Origin of the sequence: Niallia circulans NBRC 13626 (assembly GCF_001591585.1) — a bacterium.
In the GTDB taxonomy this organism is placed as follows: Bacteria; Bacillota; Bacilli; order Bacillales; family Cytobacillaceae; genus Niallia; species Niallia circulans.
On sequence record NZ_BCVE01000007.1, the window covers coordinates 156,279 to 173,016 of the forward strand.

Consider the following 16,738-nt stretch of genomic DNA (forward strand, 5'->3'; position numbering starts at 1 on the left):
ATAAAAGGAAACTGTCTTATAACACTTAACGTAATTTAAATTATTATCCTTACTTATTTGCTTGTATCCATGTGTCTAATTCACTTAAAACTTGTTCCATTGCACGCATATTAGAGAAGCTTGGAACTTTTGCAAGTAAAACTTGCTTTGGTGCTACTATATTATTCCCCTTTTTCTGTAGAATCAATATACTTTTTGCGGACTGTTTATTTTTGAAAAGCGTTTCCGGCAATTGCATTATTGCTTGTATGTGTACTTCTTCTTTTATATAGTCATGAAGTTTAGCCGCTTGCTCTGACTCAAATAAGTTATTAGGAATAACAAAGAAAGCATAGCCCCCAGGCTTAACATAATTTATACTTTGTTCGATGAACAAATGATGTGCATATGTATGCCCATCTTCCGCTTTCACTTTAAATTCATTCGCACGAATATCGTTCGGATAATACCCTACTGGTAAATCACTTACGACAACGTCGACTGGATCAATAAACAAATGCTCTAAGCTATCTTGGTTAAAAAATTCAATCGGTTGTTCCTGAAGATTCGCATTTACTAATGCTAACTGTAAAAGCAAGTCATCAATATCAACACCGTAGGCTGCAATATTCTTACCGACTTGATGGTTCATCACAGTTGTTAATAGATTGCCTGTTCCAACTGCCAAATCTAATAACCGAAGCTCTTCACTCGTATAAAACTTTTGTACTAAATAACCAAAGAGGATTCCAATTGAATCTGGTGTCATTTGATGATTAGGCTGTGTATTTTCTTTCATTCCTTTTAAAATGACTAATTGAAATGCTTTACGAATTTCCTCTTTTGAATATTTAGCCAAGTGAATCGTTTCATATGATTTTTTTAATCTTTTTTTACTTAATTCACTTAACTCTTCCTGTAAAATCGCTTCTTGAAAAATATTCTCTCCTGTTAAAGCTAAAGATTCTAAATACGTATATTCTAGTTCTTCTTGTATAATCAATGCTGTTTCATTAAAAACTGTAAATAATTCTTCTACTGGAGAAATGTTCATGTTATCACCTAATTATTATAGATTTCTTATAAAATAAACCAAATAAAAAGAGTCTGTCCCTTTTAAAAGGCCAAACTCTAGCTTATCATACGGTTAAGAAATTAACCAGATAATCGATTGTATTATCTGCCGTTCGGCAAATTAATTAGCTTCTTTTACTGCTGCGATTGCTGCCTCATAATTTGGATGATTGCTTCCTTCACTTACATATTCTACGTATGTTACCGTATCATTAGCATCTACTACGAAAACAGCACGTGCTAATAATCGCAATTCTTTCATCACAACACCATATGCTTCCCCGAAAGACAAGTCTCTATGGTCTGATACGGTAATAACATTTTCCAACCCACTTGCTGCACACCATCTTCTTTGCGCAAAAGGTAAATCGACACTTACTGTTATTACTTCCACATTTTCAAGCTTGGAAGCTTCTTCATTAAATTTTCTTGTTTGCGCATCGCACACACCTGTATCAACAGAAGGAACTACACTAAAAAGACGAATCTTTCCTTTTGAGCTAGCTAAAGTCACTTCTGACATATCATTCGCTAATACAGTAAATTCGGGAGCTTTGTCTCCAACTTTAATTTCGTTCCCAATCAGTGTGACTGGATTATGTTTAAATGTTACATTTGCCATTTGTCTCTCCTCCATATTCATATGTAATTACTATCAATCATATCGATAGTTGCTACTATTTGCAAAAAATACGAACTGTTTAAGGATATTTACAGGCAAAGTGAAACGAGCTCACCGATTCTTGTGAACTCGTTTTGCTAACAATTAAATTCGCAGTTTGCTGAACATTAAAATTCAATATCTTCTTTTTGTTGCTGTGATTGTCCTTCACTACTGTTGGAATTAGAAGATAAATCTTTCTTGGCAAACATTTGCTGAATTTTATCAACAGCTTGTGGAGCAATATCCAAGATTTTTTCATAAAGATGGGTACTTTCATCTAAGTGGACCATTTTTACTCCTTGAGCATTTACAATTAAAAATGCAATTGGTGTAATACTAACTCCACCACCGCTACCTCCACCAAAAGGATGCTTTGTTAAAGAATCATTTAATGAATGATTCTCTAACGTAAATTCGCTCCCTCCGGCCGCAAATCCAAATCCAACTTTAGAAACAGTTAAAATAACGCTGCCATCTGGTGTTTCGACAGGATCGCCAATAATCGTATTGACATCAATCATTTCTTTTAAATTTTCCATCGCAGTTGTCATTAAGCCTTGAATCGGATGATCTGACATTTTCCTATTCCTCCATTGTCTATTGTTTACTTTGGATAGACGTTTCATTTGTTTTAAAATTAGGGAAACCATCTTTCCAATATTTCACCAGTTTAATTCCTGCCATCATAGCATGCCCTAACCGAAATTGAATCATACAAGAAAATAATGTTTCAGAGGCAACTCCCTGAAATTGAGGATAGATATTTATTTTCGGCATATCACGCAGCTTCATATAATTACTCATCATTCCGATGATACTGCCTTTTACTGCCCAAATTGCACCCGAAACCATCCCTGTATGCGCCGCATCTCCTAGGCCCACAATGGAGCTCCATTCTATATTCTTTATTGTTAGTTTTGCTAAAAACGCTCTTACTATGCGGTGAAAATGAACAACATGATTTAATAACTCTTGGGAATTTGATAAAAAATTTAATAAATCTGAGCCAGAAAATTGTTTCGTATCCTCCATTGTCTCTTTTTTGCCTGTTATTTCTGTTTCTTCTTCTATTACTAATGAAGGAGAGTCCTCATCTATTTTGATTAGTGGTATCGTCTTCTTATACCGAATAATTCCAAATAACGCACGAACTTCTATTTTTAAATCATCGTTATCTTTCTTATGGTAATAGCGGATATGTATCGTTAATTTAAAAAAACATAAAGATAGTAGAAGTAATAAAAAAGCACCAATAATAATAGCTAGAATGAAAAGAACTTTCATTTTGGCAACACTTCCCTTCAGCTTATTATTATTGGATAAAGCAGCCAAAATTAAACATGCTAGGTCTGCAGTTAATTACCAGAAAGCGTGTTTCACAAAATCAATAAAAAAACCCAAACGATTATACGAAAATTACCATTTCCGTATAATTGTTCGGGTCTATATTCGTTAAAATACTGCAATCCTCGTCTCATTTTTGTTATCGGTCATGTACTACTGCCGTATCAGCAAATATATCATGAAGTCCTTGTTTCTTTGGTAAGAAGGCAACTAATGCATATAAAATGAAAAAGCTGCTAGAGATAAATCGACCTATCCACTCACGGAAAAGAATAGTATCCCATGTTAGTTTTTCTTTGTTTATCGGTACAACTTTTAATCCAAAAATCATTTTCCCTAATGTTTGTTTCAAAAACTTTGTCATTAACACAAAATATAAATAAAACGTAATAGCTGTACAAATGTTTACTGTTGAGAAAATCCCTGATTCGTATAACGGGATATCGGCTATTCGTAAAATCGGATAGATTAGAATTCGATTGACACTTGAAACAATAATTAAATCTGCTAGATATGCCCAAAAGCGCATCCAGAATCCTGCATACACATAAGGAGCTTCCCCCAATGGCAACTTCTTTTCTTTTGGTACATTTGGTGTCTGCTCATCCCTATCTACTGTTTCCTTATATGAAATAGTAGATTCTGACACTGTTTCTCCCTTTAAAGAAGTTTCAGTTTCCAACTTTTCATGTTCATTACTCAATTAGTTCCCCTCCTATTCTGCATATAAATACATTAGTCGAGGTGAGTTAGCATTTGTGACGATTTTTAATATATTTGCTAATTCTTTATCCTCACTTGTAATTAATTTTTTCGCAGTCACGCCAAACAAGGAACCAAAGCCAGTATTGTCCGTATACTTAACAACCGCAGCATCATTTAATTGATAGTCTGCTTTCATCTTTTCTACCACATCATCAAAATAACCAAAATCATCAATTAAATTTAATTCCTTCGCTTGTCTTCCATCATAGATACGACCATCTGCGATTTTCTTCACTTCTGCCTCTTTCATACCTCGTCCATCTGCGATGACTTTAACGAAACCAGCATATGAATTATCAATTAATCGTTGTAAAATGTCTCTTTCTTCCTCTGTCATTTCTCTAGTAGAACTCATGATATCCTTGTATTTACCACTTTTAATTGTAACAAATTCAACACCATACTTTTCAGCTAGACCTTCAAAATTATATCCACTCATAATAACACCAAGCGAACCAGTTAATGTTTCAGGACTTGCAAAAATTTTATCAGCAGGGGCTGAAATATAATAACCTCCAGAAGCTGCCATTGATCCCATTGAGACATAAACAGGTATTTTAGCTTCCTTTTGAATTTCCACTATTTTATCGTGAATCTGTGCACTTTCCACTACTCCTCCACCTGGAGAGTTCACTTTCAAAATAACCCCTTTTACACTTGGATCTTCTTTTATATAATCCAGCTTTTCCATAAAGGAAGTATGGTTATATCCAGCTGCTGAAAAAAGAGAATCAGCATCACCAGTATCCTGTATCGTTCCAGACACTTCTAAAACTGCAATTTTATTAGCGATATTTCCATCCTCTATGTATTCTTCTACATAAGGCGCTTTACCTTCACCTAGAAATTGTCCAAATAACTCTTCCACATCGGTTGTAAATGCTATTGATACCAAACTAGTAATAATGGAGAAGGCAAAAATAACACCTGCTATGCCTAAAGCTGCCCAACGTTTTCCATTCATTCACTCAAAACCCCCTAATATTCGTTCTCTTTCCTTTACGTTCTACCAAGAAAAATGTTTCAGAAAAATGCATAATTCCAACTATAGTATTTTATTATTTTTCTCTTATGCTATTCCTTTAGCTTCTTCTTTCTTTTTTGCTGAAGAAAATAGCTTTGTTCGTGAAAGAGAATAAATCGTTAATGCAGACCAAATAAATATAAATGCTAATAAGTGTGCCGTTGTAAATGGTTCGTGATAAACAAATACACCAAGAATTAATGTTAATGTAGGTGTTAAGTATTGTATGAATCCTAGCATGGATAAAGGAATCCGCTGCGCTCCCTTAGCGAAAAATAATAACGGAACAGCTGTCAACACGCCTGATATAATTAACAAAAAGTCTAAACTGGTTGAAACAGCCAAAAAGGCATGATTCCCTTTTGCAAATAAATAACCGATATAAAGGAGCGCAAATGGGGTAATAAACATGGTTTCCAATGTTAATCCTACATCGGAATCAACTTTGATTAATTTTTTTGCCAAGCCATATAAACCAAATGTCATTGCTAAAGAAATTGCTATCCAAGGAAAGGCTCCATGGGCGAATGTAATAATACAAACTCCGATTGCAGCTAATAGTACGGATACATACTGGATCTTCGATAATTTTTCTTTCATCACAAAAATGCCTAATAATACACTTACTAATGGATTTATATAATACCCAAGACTCGTTTCGATTATTTTGTTGGCATTTACCGCCCAAATATAGATAAACCAGTTACAACTAACTAGCACAGAAGCTATAAATAGCATAATCGCCTGTTTTTTTTGATACTTAAATGATCGTAGTGTTTGAAAAAACAATGTCCATTTCCGTGTAATAGTAAGTAAAATACACATAAAAATAAACGACCAAAATATTCTATTTGCAAGAATTTCATCTGCTCCTACTCCTTGCAGATGTTTCCAATATATCGGAAACAGCCCCCATATTAAATAGGAAATCCCCGCAAAGATGACCCCAATCCGAACATTATTTTTCTCCATTTTTCATCGCTTCTTTCTATAATCGAAATATTCCATATTATATACATTTTTTTGGAGGCTGACAATCAATCTTTTTTAGAAATCTTTGTAATGGATTAACTTCCTCTGTTAAATACGTTCGTACATTATTTCATTTCCAACAATAGTTTTCGTTACTTCGATTTGCTCTATTTCATGTGAGTTCACGTGAAATATATCCATATTTAAAATCGTAAAATCCGCTACATACCCTTTTTCAATCTTCCCCCGATCCTCTTCATGACAAATAGCATAGGCACTCCCTTTTGTATACAGGCAAACTGCTTCATAAATCGTCAAAGCCTCTCCGGGAATATATCCTTTTCCTTGTTTATCCTCTTGGTTAGATCTTGTCACTGCTGCTTGAATTCCTACTAAAGGATTCACATTTTCAATTGGAGCATCTGAACCACCTGCACAATGCAATCCTTCTTCTAATAATGTTTTCCAAGCATAACAGTATGCTAAATTTTCCTCTCCCAGTCTATCGATAACCCATGGGAAATCGGAAGCTACAAAGCTAGGCTGGATATCTAATATTAAAGGTAATCCCTTCATACGTTCGATTAAATCCTTGCGCAGCATGGTTGCATGGATAAGACGATCTCTCCCAGACCCTTGCAAGGGATACTTTTCAATAGCATTCAACACCATCTCAAAGGCAGCATCCCCAATGGCATGTACAGCAATCGGATTTTCTTTTTCTCTTGCCTTTGCTACTAGGTCATCTAACGTTTCTTGGGTAAAAATACTTACTCCATTTGTCGAAGGATCATCATGATACGGTCTACTTAAAAAGGCGGTTCTTCCTCCGAAAGCGCCATCTGCAAATATTTTCATGCTACCAAACTCTACCCATTCGGAACCACCTAAGTATTTCCCACCATCTTCTTTCATCTCTTCAAACACTTCATGGTGCACAAGCAGATGAGCTCTAAATAGATTGCCCTCTTCTTCTATTACTTTTTTAAAGGACTGATATGTTCCTTTATATCCATGATAGTAATTTAAGTCTTCTGTATGAGCTCCAGTAAGGCCTAATCGGTAAGCATCTTTAATTCCTGCTCGTAATGCATTCTCCACATATTCGTCTGTTACTTTTGGTAGAACACTTGTGATTAATTCTTGAGCTTGATCTTTAAATACGCCATTAAGGTTGCCTAATTCATCCTTCTCGATAACTCCACCAAATGGAACTGGTGTATCATTTGTAATATTGGCAATCTTCAAAGCATATGAATTCACCGCAATCGCATGCTTGCATATTCGGTTAAGGAGAACGGGATGATTGGGAACATGTTGATCAATGTCCTTAGCTGTCAGGACTTTCTGTTCAGGCCACATGTTTTCGTTCCAACCATCTCCGATAACCCATTCGCCTTCTTTAATATCCTTTGCATAACTAGCTAGCATTTGTAAAGCTTCCTCTTTCGAGGTGCAAGCAGATAAATTTAGTCTTAAAAGTTTTTCTCCGTGACCAATTAAATGCATATGACTATCAACAAAACCTGGTAGAAGCACATCACCTTTTAAGTCTATTTCTTCCTCTATGCTTTCTCCATGTTTTTCTAACAAATATTCCTTATCACCATAGTCTACTATATATTGTCCATCTGTTAAAATAGCTTCTACCAGATCTCCTTCTTCTTTAAGTGTATATATTTTCCCACCATAAATAAGTTTTCTCACGTCAATCCCTCCCCATTTTCACTTTTCTTTTTACAAAAAGGACACTCTTAAAAGTGCCCTTTTTGTCTCCCTGCTTCAATTCAATATACTGTTTTAGTACTTACTATTTTTTTCATTCTCTCTTAATTCAACTCGTCTAATTTTACCTGAAGTTGTTTTTGGCAGCTCATTCATAAATTCTATTTTACGAGGATATTTATAAGGAGCCGTTAATTTCTTGACATGGGATTGCAGCTCTTTCGTTAATTCCTCGTTTCCTTCCATTCCATCTCTAAGAACGACAAATGCCTTCACAACATTCCCTCTTATTGGATCTGGACTTGCTACGACCGCACATTCTTTCACCGCTTTATGTTTAACAAGAGCATCTTCCACTTCAAATGGTCCAATCGTATAGCCAGAACTGATAATAATATCATCTCTTCTACCTTCGAACCAATAATAACCATCTTCATCTTTTCTCGCACGATCCCCTGTGACGTAATACTCCCCGCGAAATTGATTTTGTGTTCTTTCTGGTTCTTTTAAATATTCCTTAAACAACGCTGGCGTATCTTTGTGAACTGCTATATCTCCAACTTCACCAACTGAACAAATTTCACCATCTTCATTGATGATTTCCACCAAATTTCCTGGTGTTGGTTTTCCCATGGAGCCAGGTCTTAATTCGACTCCTTTTGTTATCCCAACTAATAATGTATTTTCTGTTTGTCCATATCCATCACGTACATCTAGGTGGAAATGTTCTTTAAATACATCAATTACTTCCCTGTTTAATGGTTCGCCAGCAGAAACAGCACTTCGTAATTGGTTTAATTGATACTTATGAATATCCTCCACTTTCGCCATTAGACGATACTCTGTTGGTGTACAACAGAAAACATTCACTTCATATTTCTCCAAAAGTTGTAAATATTTTTCTGGATTAAATCGTCCATGATAAACAAGTCCAATTGCTCCAGATCCTAATACTGATAATAAAGGACTCCATACCCATTTTTGCCATCCAGGTCCTGCTGTTGCCCATACTAAATCTCCTTCTTCAATACAGAGCCAATTTGGAGCAGCTGTTCTTAGATGAGCATATGCCCATCCATGCGTATGTACAACACCTTTTGGATTCCCCGTTGTTCCTGAAGTATAGGAAATAAAAGCCGTATCTGTTTTCAATGTAGGAGCTAACTGCAGCTCGTCAGAAACATCTTCTGCTCTTGCATCTAAATGCATCCAGCCTTCTTTTCCTTCTCCCAGCACAAAGCGTTTAATCATATGTATATCTTCTACTAGTTCTAATTCGCCTATGAAAGGATAATAACTAACAACTGCTTTTACGTCTCCATGCTTGATCCGGTATTGCAAATCTTTGGCCCGCAGCATTTCAGAACTTGGTAAAATCGTTAACCCTAGTTTTAAAGCTGCTAAATATACTTGATATGCTTCTATTATTCGTGGAACAATAACAAGCACGACATCTCCTTTTTGTAACCCTTCATCCTTAAATACATTTCCTATTCTATTTGCTGCTTTCATTAAAGAGGAATATGTAACTTCTTTTGTTTCGCCTTCTTCGTTCTCCCATTTCAACGCTAGCCTATCTGGATTCTGGGCAAATTTCTCAATCTCCGAAACAAAATTATATTGTTTGGGAGCTATTAAATCTTCCGTCTTCATAACCTATTCCTCCTGATTCTAATTGTAAATACTTAACCCATTATACTACCCCATTTGTATTTTTTAAATTATTTAAATTTCAAAGCACTAGGAATTTGATAGTTTTTCAAAGAATTACTCTAAAATCTACATGAAAGTTCAATAGAAACTCACTCTGCAAAATGATAAAGTGTTTCTTTTTATAAAAATATCGTAAAGAAAAGAGCAAGGCATAACACCTTGCTCTTTGGCCATTTTATTCAATTATTTAGAGAAACCGCCGCCTAATTGTTGCTCAGCCATTTGAACTAAACGTTTAGTGATTTCACCACCAACTGAACCGTTAGCGCGAGAAGTTGTTTCAGCACCTAAGTTTACACCAAACTCAGTAGCGATTTCATATTTCATTTGATCTAGAGCTTGAGAAACTCCAGGTACTAATAATTGATTTGAATTGTTGCTGCTTGCCATGTGTATCACCTCCTTGTGATAATAGAATGTGTAATACACATGGCATTCATTCGTTTTAATTACTGGTAATTCTTCACAAAAATATTTGGGATTTTTGTTAGCAAAAGTTATGATGCTCCACTTAGAAAAGGGAATCCATTTCTGTGTTTATTTTATTTTCTTCTCTTTTCAGGATTATCGTTTCCACATTTTTGACTGCTTCTTCAATCAAAGGCTCAAAATCAGTAAAACTTTCGTAATACTGTATTTTTTCCTTTTTCGGTTTTGTTTTTGGAGAAGAAGGTACAAATACTGTACAACAATCCTCATATGGACGAATGGAGATATCATGGGTATCAATTTTCTTTGCCCATTCAATAATTTCCGTTTTATCTGTTGTTATTAAAGGTCTTAAAATAGGAGTATTTGTCACGTCATTGATTGCATACATACTTTCTAACGTTTGGCTCGCCACTTGACCTAAGCTCTCACCCGTAATGATAGCTAGTGCTTCTTGTCTTTTCCGAATTTCGTCTGTGATTCTTAACATAATTCTTCGTGTTGCAGTCATCGTATAGTTCTCTGGAATTTGTTTATGAATCAACTGCTGGATTGTCGTAAATGGAACAATATGCAAGACAAAATGTCCGTTAAAACGAGCCAGTTTCTCCGAAATATCAATTACCTTTTGTTTAGCTCTTTCACTAGTAAATGGCGGACTAAAGAAATGTACTCCCTCTACTTCTAATCCCCTTTTCATGGACAAGTATCCAGCTACCGGACTATCCAATCCTCCAGATAACATCAACATCGCTTTTCCACTTGTTCCTGAAGGTAATCCTCCTGCTCCTGCTATATTTTCACAGGAAAGATAGATCGCTTCTGTTCTGACTTCAATTTGGACATTTATATCAGGGTTTTTAACATCTACTTTTAAACCAAGGATATTTTTTAATAAATGACCACCAATCGCCTGATTTATTTCATTAGTATCAAGTTCAAACCCTTTGTCTGCACGTCGAGCACTTATTTTAAAAGTAGATCCTTCCTCATATAAAGAAGTAACAATATCTAAAGCAGCCGCTTTGATTATTTCGATATCTCTTTCTAGCTTTATTGCAGGACTAAAAGATTGAATGCCAAAGATATTTTTAAGAACTTTGGAAATCTCCTCCACATCTTCCCCATTTGATAATACATACATTCTTTCTCTTTTTGCTTCAATAGACACAGCTGGAAACGCCTCTAAAGCCTTGGCGATTGTCCGTCTTAATTTATCTACAAATTGTTTTCTATTTCTTCCCTTTGTTGATAGTTCCCCATAGCGTATTAAAATACGATCATATTTCATTTCATTACACCTCTCAACCATTCTTTGATATCTTGTATAGCAGCCACTACTTTTTCCATTTCTTCCATTGTGTTTGCATACGAAAAACTAATTCGAAAAGAGCTTTCAGCAATTTGTTCGGATACACCCATACCTAATAATGTCTTACTAACTTTATTAGTTTTGGAGGAACATGCACTCGTTGTAGAAATATAAATATCACGTTCTTCTAACGCATGAACAAATACCTCTGCTTTTATTCCTTCAATAGAGAAATTAAGAATATGGGGCACACTTTTTCCTAGAGCTGGCGAATGGATAGAGACACCATCTATTCTAGCTAGCTGTTCACGCAAATAAAGATTTATTTGTGTTAGGACAGACATTTTCTTTTTTTGATTTTGTAGCTGCATTCGTAATGCCTTGGCAGTTGCTACTGCTCCAGCTACATTCTCGGTCCCACTTCTAAAAGCATTTTCTTGACCACCACCTGCTAATAGCGGTTGAATCCTTTTACCTTCTTTTATATATAGAACGCCATTTCCTTTAAGTCCATGAAATTTATGAGCTGAAATCGTATAAGCGTCTATATTTGCTTTCTTTAAAGAAATTGGCTGCTTTCCAATTCCTTGAACGCCATCCACATGAAAAAAAACATGCGGATAATTAGATAAAAACCTGCCTATTTCTTCAATCGGCTGAATTGAACCTACTTCATTATTAACATGCATCACCGAGACAAGGATGGTTTCTTTACGAATCTGTTTGATTATATCCTCTGCAGAAACTTGTCCATATTCATTAACGGGTACATACGTAATAGTAAATCCATCTTCTTCTAATTGTTCCATTACCTTGTGAATAGAATCATGTTCAATAGTTGTCGTTATTATATGATTTCCTTTTCCTTTAAACGTACGCGCTATCCCTTTTAAAACAGTATTATTCCCTTCCGTTCCTCCTGAAGTAAAAAATATTTCATTACTTTTTACTTCTAAGAGCTCAGCAATTTGTTCCCTTGCCTGTATTAGTAATTTCTCCGCTTCCATTCCTATCCCATGGATCGAGGATGGATTCCCAAAATACTTTTGAGATACAGTAGTATATGCATCAAGAACTTCTGAAAAAGGTTTAGTTGTAGCACTATTATCTATATAGATCATTACATCGGGAGTTCCTTTCCTTAAAAAAGTTAACTTTACTTAGTTAAATGGATATATTTATTAACAGCCATTTTGCTGCATCACATCATAAAAACAAAATCTTTTCTAGAAGGTAGTTTCCTTTTAAAAGAGTATTTATCGATTGAAAACTGCAACTGCTTTTTTATGTTCTTTGACAGGATATCCGATAAGTCGAACACTTCACAACAGATGCCCATTACATTTAGGTAATAAGCCCCACCATGAAAGTTTTACTTTATAATGCTACCATATGTTAAAACTTTTGCAAATACACGGATAAGCTACTATGATTTCTTCATTACATAAAAAAAGTCTGAGTTTATTTCCTCAGACTTTTTTGCACATATTGCATTAGCTTTCTAATGTTGATTTTCTTTCCATTCATTTGACCAAGCTTCGATTTTATTCATACTGCCTGGCTCTATTTCTTCGATGGTGGCTGCTGCATATTGCAATGCTTCTTTATAGCGATAGTGTCTAAAATGAGCTTCTGCTTCTAATAAACCTTGATGGACTTTTTGATATTTACGACGATACCTGTTTCCATATTGAATAATTTTCTCTGCTAAATAAACTGTTTCAACCAATTCAATTGTTACATTTACTAGCATTGTCACTTTTTCTTCGGTCACATCAATTATCTTTTTCACTTCAACCATATTTAATGGCGTATGTTCTAGCATTCTTTTTGCTTGATCAATACTCTCTTTTGCTTCTTGCATTAGTTGATTGTATTCCTCTGTGACACCTGGCAAATTGCTATTTGTCACGCTTCTTACCGCATCTGCCACTTGTTTACTTAATTCTCTTAAGCGATTATGGGCAGAAACTTCGTCTTTACGAAGAGCATGCAGCTTTTCAAATAGTGCTTTTTGTTCTAAAGAGGCACTTTCTAACTGTTCCTTTAAATCTTTTAACTCTTCTCCCAAAAGTGTATGTGCTGCAGATTCGGTCAGTAATTTATGCTCTAATACTTCATATTGCTTGAATAGAAAATTTAATTTCTTCTCCAACTTAAATTGAAGCTCAATATCTTCATTATCTAAATTATAGTTCTTTTGTAACAAGCCAACCTCGACTTGAAGCTGCGCATTTCCTTGCTGCACATCTGCTAAGATTTCTTTTGTTGCATTCATATTGATATGGCAATAATTTTTTGCCAGCACTTCTTTTTCTAATAAGTCATAAAGTAAATCTAGCTTATCCTGAATTTCAGAAACAACCTTCTCTACGGCCTCCACATTTCCTTCCTTTAAATCTGTTTCTGTGGAAGCAAGTTCATTAGTTAAACTTGCTATTTCTTCATCCATCTGCAAATGTTCTAAAATGTATCCTTGCTCCAGCATATCTGCATAGCCATCTTTTAACTCATCAAGTTGTTCAGGCAGCTTCGTTTGACATTCAATTAATAATGGAGGAATTTTTTCAATCAAATAAGTAATAGTAGATAAGCGATCTTGGATTTTATAGACTATTTCTCTTGCTTCTAAATAATCTCCATTATTCGTTTTCTCCTCATAAGTAATAAATAATTCCGCTATTTCTTGAAGCATTGTTTCAATCTTTTTCTCTGTATCACCAAAAGTATGGCGATGGGCTAAAAGATTTTTTTTACTGACACGATAGGATTCTTTTAGTTCTTCCATTTCTGTGCGGTTTTTTTCTTCACTACCGACAAGGTTATTAAGCTCTTCTAATAGTGTATCAATTCTTTTATCCACACTTTCCATTTTCATCCGAATTATATCTTGTGTCTTCTTCGCTCTTGGAAAATTATATTTATCAATATAACTCTCTGTATCAAAAAGCAGCTCTTCAATTTCAGGTAATTCAGCCGTAACGATATCGTCCCATTCTTGTCTCCATCTTTCAAATAACTCTTCAGTTTGTCCAATCATATTCAATTGTTTAACCTTCGCGAGTTCTTCCAGTACTGGACGATTCATGATATTTATTTTCCAGTTTTCTAATTCATCGACTCCGTTATAATACTTTCTTTTAATAAAATATCCCGCTACGAATAGGCAAATAACTATCCCTATTCCTCCAATTATGTAATTCATTTGAAGCCCCCTGTTCATACACCGGCCATAATTCCGTATCTATTTTCACTATTTTTTATCAAAATTAAGCAGCAGTAATCCGTAAGTAACAACAATGGATTAAATGCCCTAAAAAACTAAATAGGTTCAACAAATCTGTACGATAACAAAATAAGAAAAAAAATTAAGAGATGTCTCCCTATAAGCAAGTAAAATTCTTTGTATTTATGATAACATGTAAACGACAATTTTTGACTATTATTTTACGTTTTTTTCATAATTTTGTATTCTTTTTTCAAAGTTCGATAGTTATCTTAATTATATAAGGATTAATTCAAAAAAACACGCAGGAAAACTTCTTTATTTACCTTGCTGTTAAATTAAGTATATATTGAATATAGAAGGAATAGAAAGGATGGTAATTACGTTGAAGAAGGACGGACATATTCATACACCATTTTGCCCCCATGGAACGAAGGATTCTCTTAGACAATACGTTGAACAAGCAATTATGCTCGGTTTTACGGAAATGACTTTTACAGAGCATGCGCCATTACCAAAAGGTTTTATCGATACCACACCAACACAGGATAGTAGTATAACGCTGGAAGCACTGCCATTCTACTTAAAGGAAGTTCAGCATATCAAGAAAGAATATGAAGAAAGAATAAAGATCAATATAGGACTCGAGATTGATTATATAGAAGGATTCGAACTAGAAATAAAAGATTTTCTAGCTGAATGGGGACATTTTTTGGACGACAGTATCCTAAGTGTTCACTTTTTGAAAGATCCATTATCTAATCGCTATGATTGTGTGGATTATAGTCCTGAGTATTTTGGACATATGGTGAAACAGTATGGGGGAGTTTCAAGACTATATGACTGCTACTATAAAACACTTCTTAAATCGATTAAAGCAGATCTAGGCCCAGCCAAGCCAAAACGACTAGGCCATATCACCCTTATACATAAATTCCAGCAGCTTTATCCCCAGGAGCAGAACTTTCAAACCATTATTTTCACCATTTTAGATGAAGTGAAAAGCCATGGATATGAACTGGATTATAATGGGGCAGGCGTAAATAAGCCATATTGCAAAGAACCATATCCTCCTAAGTGGATTGTCAAGGAAGCGATAAACCGTCAAATCCCTTTAGTATATGGATCTGATGCTCATCAGGCAAAAGATTTAGGGCAAGGCTGGGACGTTATGTTATGGAATAATCAATAATTCTTTTTCGTTCAAACAAACAACATCGCGAATCCATCGGTGGATCTCTTCTATATACTTTCTTTTAAAGTAGTCCTCATTTAGAAAAATATGAAGAACCTCGGTCACATAATAAGAGTGTATAAAGGGCATCGAGAGTAGTCCTTTTAATTGAATGATACTATAAGAAATAGATTGTTTTCTAAATTCTTTGCTCTCGATCCCCTTTTCAAGGATTTGCGTAAAAATATATCTTTCTTTCACATAATAGGTGGACATTATTTCTCTTACAACTTGGGAATCGATGGATACCTCTCGTAAAACAAATCTTGTCAGCTGTGGATTTTTACATTGATAGGAAATAATGCAATCCACCATTTTTTTTAATTTCTCTGTTGGACTATCAGACTGGAGAAATACTTCTTCAAGCAGTTCTAAATACGTTTCAAAAAAGTTCATATAGCAATACTCTAATAATCCTTGTTTCCCATTGAAATAATACGATATATTGGCAATATTTACATTTGCTAATCCAGCAATATCACGTATAGAAGTACCATGATAGCCTTTTTGATTAAATAAAGAAATGGCTGCTTCTACAATGGCATCCCTTGTTGAAATTTCTTTCATCTAGTCTACCTCTTTTCTGTTGCGAATCATTAAAAAGTATGGTTGAATAATAAAAACTTCTATATAATTGAGAAAGACTGTTTTTATGAAGACAATCGTTTTCTATTTAATTACAATTTCTTTATCAGCGGAAAGAATCCTTTAAAAACCTTCCGACAAAGTGCTGGATTCTTCTGTATTTATCGTCAAAAAAACACATTTAAAACGAGAAAGATTGGTGATATACATGTTTAGTGTCGAAACATATAATGGTAACCGTGAACAACAGTATCAATTAGTTGAAAAGCAATTACGTGCTTTATTAGAGGGAGAACATAATGCTATTGCGAATCTTTCTAATGCATCCGCATTATTGAATCAATTTTTGCAAAACATCAATTGGGTGGGTTTTTATCTAGTGGAAGAAAATGAACTAGTTCTTGGACCATTCCAAGGATTACCTGCTTGTGTTCGAATTCCATTTGGGAGAGGGGTTTGTGGTACAGCCGCTCACAATAAAGAAACAGTAAGAGTTGAAGATGTCCATCAATTCCCTGGCCATATTGCGTGTGATGCCGCTTCTCAATCCGAAATTGTAATCCCATTAGTAAAAGAAGATGGCACATTAATTGGAGTGCTTGATATCGATTCCCCAGAAAAGAATCGATTTGATGAATTGGATCAAAAATACTTAGAATTATTCGCTTCTACTTTAGTTAAGTATTTATAAT

16 protein-coding genes are annotated in these 16,738 nt (G+C 34.8%); 2 read left to right on the forward strand and 14 right to left on the reverse strand.

Annotated features, from left to right (window positions below; genetic code table 11):
- Positions 1–49 precede the first annotated feature (49 nt).
- The 13 genes from BCI01S_RS11240 to ezrA all read right to left on the reverse strand — a co-directional run bounded on the left by BCI01S_RS11240 (position 50) and on the right by ezrA (position 14,206).
- Complete coding sequence (locus BCI01S_RS11240; protein ID WP_061798736.1) at positions 50–1,033, reverse strand: class I SAM-dependent methyltransferase; 984 nt, start codon at positions 1,031–1,033, stop codon at positions 50–52.
- Between the two features lie 141 nt (positions 1,034–1,174).
- Positions 1,175–1,675, reverse strand: a complete 501-nt coding sequence (gene tpx / locus BCI01S_RS11245; RefSeq protein ID WP_047941843.1) for a thiol peroxidase — start codon at positions 1,673–1,675, stop codon at positions 1,175–1,177.
- 167 nt (positions 1,676–1,842) lie between these two features.
- Positions 1,843–2,295, reverse strand: coding sequence for a GerW family sporulation protein (ytfJ, locus tag BCI01S_RS11250; RefSeq protein ID WP_047941842.1), 453 nt, complete (start codon positions 2,293–2,295; stop codon positions 1,843–1,845).
- Between the two features lie 19 nt (positions 2,296–2,314).
- Entirely contained in the window at positions 2,315–3,001 is a 687-nt protein-coding gene (locus BCI01S_RS11255; protein ID WP_047941841.1) for a DUF2953 domain-containing protein, read from the reverse strand.
- A 199-nt stretch (positions 3,002–3,200) separates the two neighbouring features.
- Positions 3,201–3,764: an RDD family protein gene (locus tag BCI01S_RS11260; protein WP_047941840.1), complete on the reverse strand. Its 564-nt coding sequence runs from the start codon at positions 3,762–3,764 to the stop codon at positions 3,201–3,203.
- Positions 3,765–3,776: 12 nt separating this feature from the next.
- Positions 3,777–4,790, reverse strand: a complete 1,014-nt coding sequence (gene sppA, locus BCI01S_RS11265) for a signal peptide peptidase SppA (RefSeq protein WP_047941839.1) — start codon at positions 4,788–4,790, stop codon at positions 3,777–3,779.
- Between the two features lie 105 nt (positions 4,791–4,895).
- A complete protein-coding gene (gene rarD / locus BCI01S_RS11270; protein ID WP_061798739.1) occupies positions 4,896–5,822 on the reverse strand; it encodes an EamA family transporter RarD in 927 nt (308 codons plus the stop codon).
- Positions 5,823–5,930: 108 nt separating this feature from the next.
- Positions 5,931–7,529 (reverse strand): amidohydrolase, encoded by a 1,599-nt coding sequence (locus BCI01S_RS11275; RefSeq protein WP_061798742.1) that lies wholly within the window; start codon positions 7,527–7,529, stop codon positions 5,931–5,933.
- Between the two features lie 93 nt (positions 7,530–7,622).
- Positions 7,623–9,200 (reverse strand): acyl-CoA synthetase MbcS, encoded by a 1,578-nt coding sequence (gene mbcS, locus BCI01S_RS11280; RefSeq protein ID WP_047941836.1) that lies wholly within the window; start codon positions 9,198–9,200, stop codon positions 7,623–7,625.
- 243 nt (positions 9,201–9,443) lie between these two features.
- Positions 9,444–9,650, reverse strand: a complete 207-nt coding sequence (locus BCI01S_RS11285; RefSeq protein ID WP_031534962.1) for an alpha/beta-type small acid-soluble spore protein — start codon at positions 9,648–9,650, stop codon at positions 9,444–9,446.
- A 121-nt stretch (positions 9,651–9,771) separates the two neighbouring features.
- A complete protein-coding gene (gene thiI / locus BCI01S_RS11290) occupies positions 9,772–10,980 on the reverse strand; it encodes a tRNA uracil 4-sulfurtransferase ThiI (RefSeq protein WP_061798744.1) in 1,209 nt (402 codons plus the stop codon).
- Complete coding sequence (locus tag BCI01S_RS11295; RefSeq protein ID WP_061798746.1) at positions 10,977–12,122, reverse strand: cysteine desulfurase family protein; 1,146 nt, start codon at positions 12,120–12,122, stop codon at positions 10,977–10,979. Before BCI01S_RS11295 ends, thiI begins: the two co-directional genes overlap by 4 nt.
- A gap of 380 nt (positions 12,123–12,502) precedes the next feature.
- A complete protein-coding gene (gene ezrA, locus BCI01S_RS11300; RefSeq protein WP_061798749.1) occupies positions 12,503–14,206 on the reverse strand; it encodes a septation ring formation regulator EzrA in 1,704 nt (567 codons plus the stop codon).
- A 406-nt stretch (positions 14,207–14,612) separates the two neighbouring features.
- Here ezrA and hisJ point away from each other — a divergent pair, with 406 nt between their 5' ends.
- Positions 14,613–15,419, forward strand: coding sequence for a histidinol-phosphatase HisJ (hisJ, locus tag BCI01S_RS11305; protein ID WP_061798797.1), 807 nt, complete (start codon positions 14,613–14,615; stop codon positions 15,417–15,419).
- Here hisJ and refZ read toward each other — a convergent pair.
- On the reverse strand, positions 15,402–16,028 hold the full coding sequence (gene refZ, locus BCI01S_RS11310) for a forespore capture DNA-binding protein RefZ (RefSeq protein ID WP_047941832.1): 627 nt from the start codon (positions 16,026–16,028) through the stop codon (positions 15,402–15,404). The genes hisJ and refZ overlap by 18 nt on opposite strands.
- A gap of 226 nt (positions 16,029–16,254) precedes the next feature.
- Here refZ and msrC point away from each other — a divergent pair, with 226 nt between their 5' ends.
- Positions 16,255–16,737 (forward strand): free L-methionine (R)-S-oxide reductase MsrC, encoded by a 483-nt coding sequence (gene msrC, locus BCI01S_RS11315; RefSeq protein WP_047941831.1) that lies wholly within the window; start codon positions 16,255–16,257, stop codon positions 16,735–16,737.
- The last annotated feature ends 1 nt before the right edge of the window (position 16,738 follow it).

What these genes read in the sequence shown, in the direction of transcription:
- msrC (WP_047941831.1), top strand. Translation starts at nt 16,255, where the DNA reads ATGTTTAGTGTCGAAACATATAATGGTAACCGTGAACAACAGTATCAA.
- tpx (WP_047941843.1), bottom strand. Translation starts at nt 1,675, where the DNA reads ATGGCAAATGTAACATTTAAACATAATCCAGTCACACTGATTGGGAAC.
- BCI01S_RS11255 (WP_047941841.1), bottom strand. Translation starts at nt 3,001, where the DNA reads ATGAAAGTTCTTTTCATTCTAGCTATTATTATTGGTGCTTTTTTATTA.
- BCI01S_RS11295 (WP_061798746.1), bottom strand. Translation starts at nt 12,122, where the DNA reads ATGATCTATATAGATAATAGTGCTACAACTAAACCTTTTTCAGAAGTT.
- mbcS (WP_047941836.1), bottom strand. Translation starts at nt 9,200, where the DNA reads ATGAAGACGGAAGATTTAATAGCTCCCAAACAATATAATTTTGTTTCG.
- thiI (WP_061798744.1), bottom strand. Translation starts at nt 10,980, where the DNA reads ATGAAATATGATCGTATTTTAATACGCTATGGGGAACTATCAACAAAG.
- rarD (WP_061798739.1), bottom strand. Translation starts at nt 5,822, where the DNA reads ATGGAGAAAAATAATGTTCGGATTGGGGTCATCTTTGCGGGGATTTCC.
- sppA (WP_047941839.1), bottom strand. Translation starts at nt 4,790, where the DNA reads ATGAATGGAAAACGTTGGGCAGCTTTAGGCATAGCAGGTGTTATTTTT.
- BCI01S_RS11240 (WP_061798736.1), bottom strand. Translation starts at nt 1,033, where the DNA reads ATGAACATTTCTCCAGTAGAAGAATTATTTACAGTTTTTAATGAAACA.
- refZ (WP_047941832.1), bottom strand. Translation starts at nt 16,028, where the DNA reads ATGAAAGAAATTTCAACAAGGGATGCCATTGTAGAAGCAGCCATTTCT.
- ezrA (WP_061798749.1), bottom strand. Translation starts at nt 14,206, where the DNA reads ATGAATTACATAATTGGAGGAATAGGGATAGTTATTTGCCTATTCGTA.
- BCI01S_RS11285 (WP_031534962.1), bottom strand. Translation starts at nt 9,650, where the DNA reads ATGGCAAGCAGCAACAATTCAAATCAATTATTAGTACCTGGAGTTTCT.
- ytfJ (WP_047941842.1), bottom strand. Translation starts at nt 2,295, where the DNA reads ATGTCAGATCATCCGATTCAAGGCTTAATGACAACTGCGATGGAAAAT.